We start from the raw sequence: 3,196 nt of genomic DNA, 5'->3' as shown, positions 1-3,196 counted from the left end.
GCTGGAAGCTGACATAGTCAGAATAGTCAGGCTCCGCCGGCTGCGGCTCTGCCGGCAACGCCTGTGACAGGTACAGCATGACCAGTTCTTTGATCAATCTGACCATTGACCAGGCATCAGTGATCAGATGGTGCTGGGTCAACAGCAACAGGTGTGAGTTCTCCGCCTCCGTGATCAGCAGGCTGCGCCACAGTGGACCGGCAGAGATATCGAACGGTCGTATACGGTGTGCATACGCCAACTGGTCAATCTGGCTCTGCCGATCCTGCACGGTGCTCAGATCGATGATATCGAACGGGACCGCGCCCTGTGGAGCAATCAGCGCCCGCGGCTCATCCCGTCCAGAAGGATAAACCGGAATATCAATGAAAGTGGTGCGCAGTGACTCATGGCGCTCCACCAGGACAGCAAAGCAGTCACGCAGGCGCTGTGCGTCCAGCTGGCCGCTGAATTTCACACCATAGGACATGTTATAAAGGGATTTATTGTCACCCAGTTTATCCATGAACCACAGCCGTTCCTGTCCTAAAGACAGAAGAGCCAGCGTAACGTCATTGTGCTTCTGTTTCCTGACCGCTGGCTGACTGGCGAGGATTAGCTCGCCTTTCGCAGCAGGTATTTTACTCTGCTCACTGGATCCCATCTGGCTGAGAATAAAATCGGTCATCGTCGCAGGCGTTGGATTATCAAGCGCCAGCGTGGCTGGCAGAGTTAAACCAAGCTTTTTCCCCAGGCCTTTCCGTAATTCAAGCGCCATCAGTGAGTCGAGGCCTTTGTCTCGTAACGACTGATCTTTCTCAATATCTTCGGCTTTTGCCAGCGAAAGCACCCGGGCTGACTCAGCACGCACCAGCGTTAAAATTTTGCTGTAGCGATCGTTTTCCGACATTGATGCCAGGTCGTTTCCAGGTGCTCCCCTACTCTGCCTTTTTTCATTGACCTGGACCAGATCACGCCAGATAGCTGGAATATCCTCTCTGAAGTAGTTTTTAACAGCGCGTAAATTCAGATCCGCCAGAATTAGTTTTACCGGGCTACAGGCCGCTGCAGCGGTAAATAACTCGCCGGCATCAGCGGTGGTAAGAATATCAATACCATGATTTTTCAGGCGTGCTGACTGCATGGCATCCAGGTCTGATACCATTCCTTCCTCTCCCCACGGCCCCCAGGCGAAACTACGTGCTGGTAGCCCCAGAGTATGCCGATAGTCCGCCAGACCGTCTAAAAATGCATTGGCCGCCGCGTATACACCTTGTCCTTCGGGAGAAAGCGTGCTGGCCACAGAGGAGAACAGGATAAAGAAGTCCAGATCGCTGTTACGGGTTAACAGATCTAAATGGATCGCCCCATCAACCTTCGCTGACATAACCTCGTTGAAAGACTCGTGCGTTACCTCAGGAAGCAATTGCGCATTTCTGACCCCTGCTGCATGAATAATTCCATTTAAGCCGTAATCGTGAGTGATTTGCTCGATTGCCTTACTGATTGATAAGACATCGGCAACGTCTGCGGAAACCAGCGTTACTGTTGCTCCGTGGCTCTCGATTTGCGCTATTTTTGCTTTTTTCTCTTCACTCAGAGCAATGTTGCGGCTGACCAGGGCAATTCTGGATGCCCCTTGTTGAGCCAGCCATCGCGCGATATTCAGGCCAATCGCACCCAACCCGCCGGTAATTAATACCGAAGAGCCAGCGGCACTGACCGCAAGGTGTGCTTCCTGCGCCAGTACGTTCAGCCGTGGAACAAAACGGGAGCCACCGCGAATGGCTACTTCTGTATCGCTATGGAGGCTGAATATTTCAGTGATGAGTGCGCTGTTATTTTCGCTAACTTCATCGACATCAATCATATACAGAGGGAAGTTTGAGAACTCTTTATTCAGCGAACGTGCCAGCGTCAGTAAAGCGCTAGCCACCGGGTCAACTCTGTCATCTGCGACGACTTTCACTGCCTGGCGCGTCAACCAGATAACTTTCGACGTCATCCCACTGGACAGCAGTTGCCTGATAACGTCAATCGCGGTAAGCAATACCTCCTTATAATGGCTACCCTCGCCGTTGTATCCCTCACCGTCCCAATTGAGGATCAAAATATCGGGTAGATTATCACTGATTTCACTGGCATCAGCCAGCGTAACCATGCTTGCACAATAGTCCGCCATGCTTGCAGTAAAGCTGTCGCTGTTGCTGCCGTTCAAACCAAGCAGCCCAACGGTCATGTCACTCTTCTGTGCATTACGGATATTTCCGGCATCTTTCCATTGCAATGCATAGATCTTTTTACTATTGCTCACTGCCCGTTGCTTGTCTGGCAGCGTTGCCTGGCGAATACACATACCCAGGGCGGTCGCGATAATCTTTCCAGAGAAGTCGGTGACATATACATCTGCATCAATCGATTGATGATCTTCGCCAAATTTACTCACTTTCACATAGACTAACGCTTCATGCAGATTGCGTTCATATACCACGAAGTTTTCTATGGAGAAGGGCAGTTGCAGTACATCGGAATCATCTATGCTGAGGTAAGCCTGGAAGGCAAGATCCAGCAGGACGGGATGAATACCGAAGGCAGAAACCTCATCAATTTCATCCGGGATTTTCAGGCTGGCCAGCACTTCGTTTTCATTCGACCACACTCCTGCTAACCCGCGAAATGCAGACCCATACGGTAGGCCGGAATCAGCAAAACGCTGATAAACCTCATCAATATCACTGTCAGTACCACAGCGCGCTTTAATCGCCGCCAAATCCAGTTGCGCGGGGGGTTGCAACATACCGCAGGCAACTTCTGCCGTAGCATGTAGTTGCCACTCTGATGACTGTGCCGGGCGGCTCCAGACCATCACCTCATGCAGGTCGTCGCCATCTTTAATTACTACCTGCACATGCTGCCCTGCCTCCGCCAGCATTAGCGGCGATTGCAGGATAAATGCAGAGATGTTTATATCCGCGCGGGTGAAGTAGTTCTCAGCGGCCGCGCGGATCAACTCACCGACCCCGGCTCCCGGCATCACGGCCAGCTCATAGACTCGGTGGTCATACAACCAACCATGCGTGGTTCGGGCGATTAACGACTCAAACACCGCCCCCTCTCCGGCCAGCGAGATCCGCCTTCCCAGCAGCGGATGTCCTGTCTCTTCTCCGGACAGCGCCTTCGCCATCGGCTCGATCCAGTGACGCTCCCGCTGCCAGGC

At 52.5% G+C, this 3,196-nt stretch carries 1 protein-coding gene; it reads right to left on the bottom strand.

The features are described 5' to 3' along the window. The coding region (locus U869_RS0128820) for an SDR family NAD(P)-dependent oxidoreductase (protein ID WP_025123556.1) at window positions 1-3,196 on the bottom strand (3,196 nt) is incomplete at both ends.

Source organism: Serratia sp. H1w (assembly GCF_000633355.1).
GTDB lineage: Bacteria > Pseudomonadota > Gammaproteobacteria > Enterobacterales > Enterobacteriaceae > Chania.
Note: the sequence above shows the minus strand (reverse complement) of the source record. Positions and strands in the feature narration are given on the sequence as shown.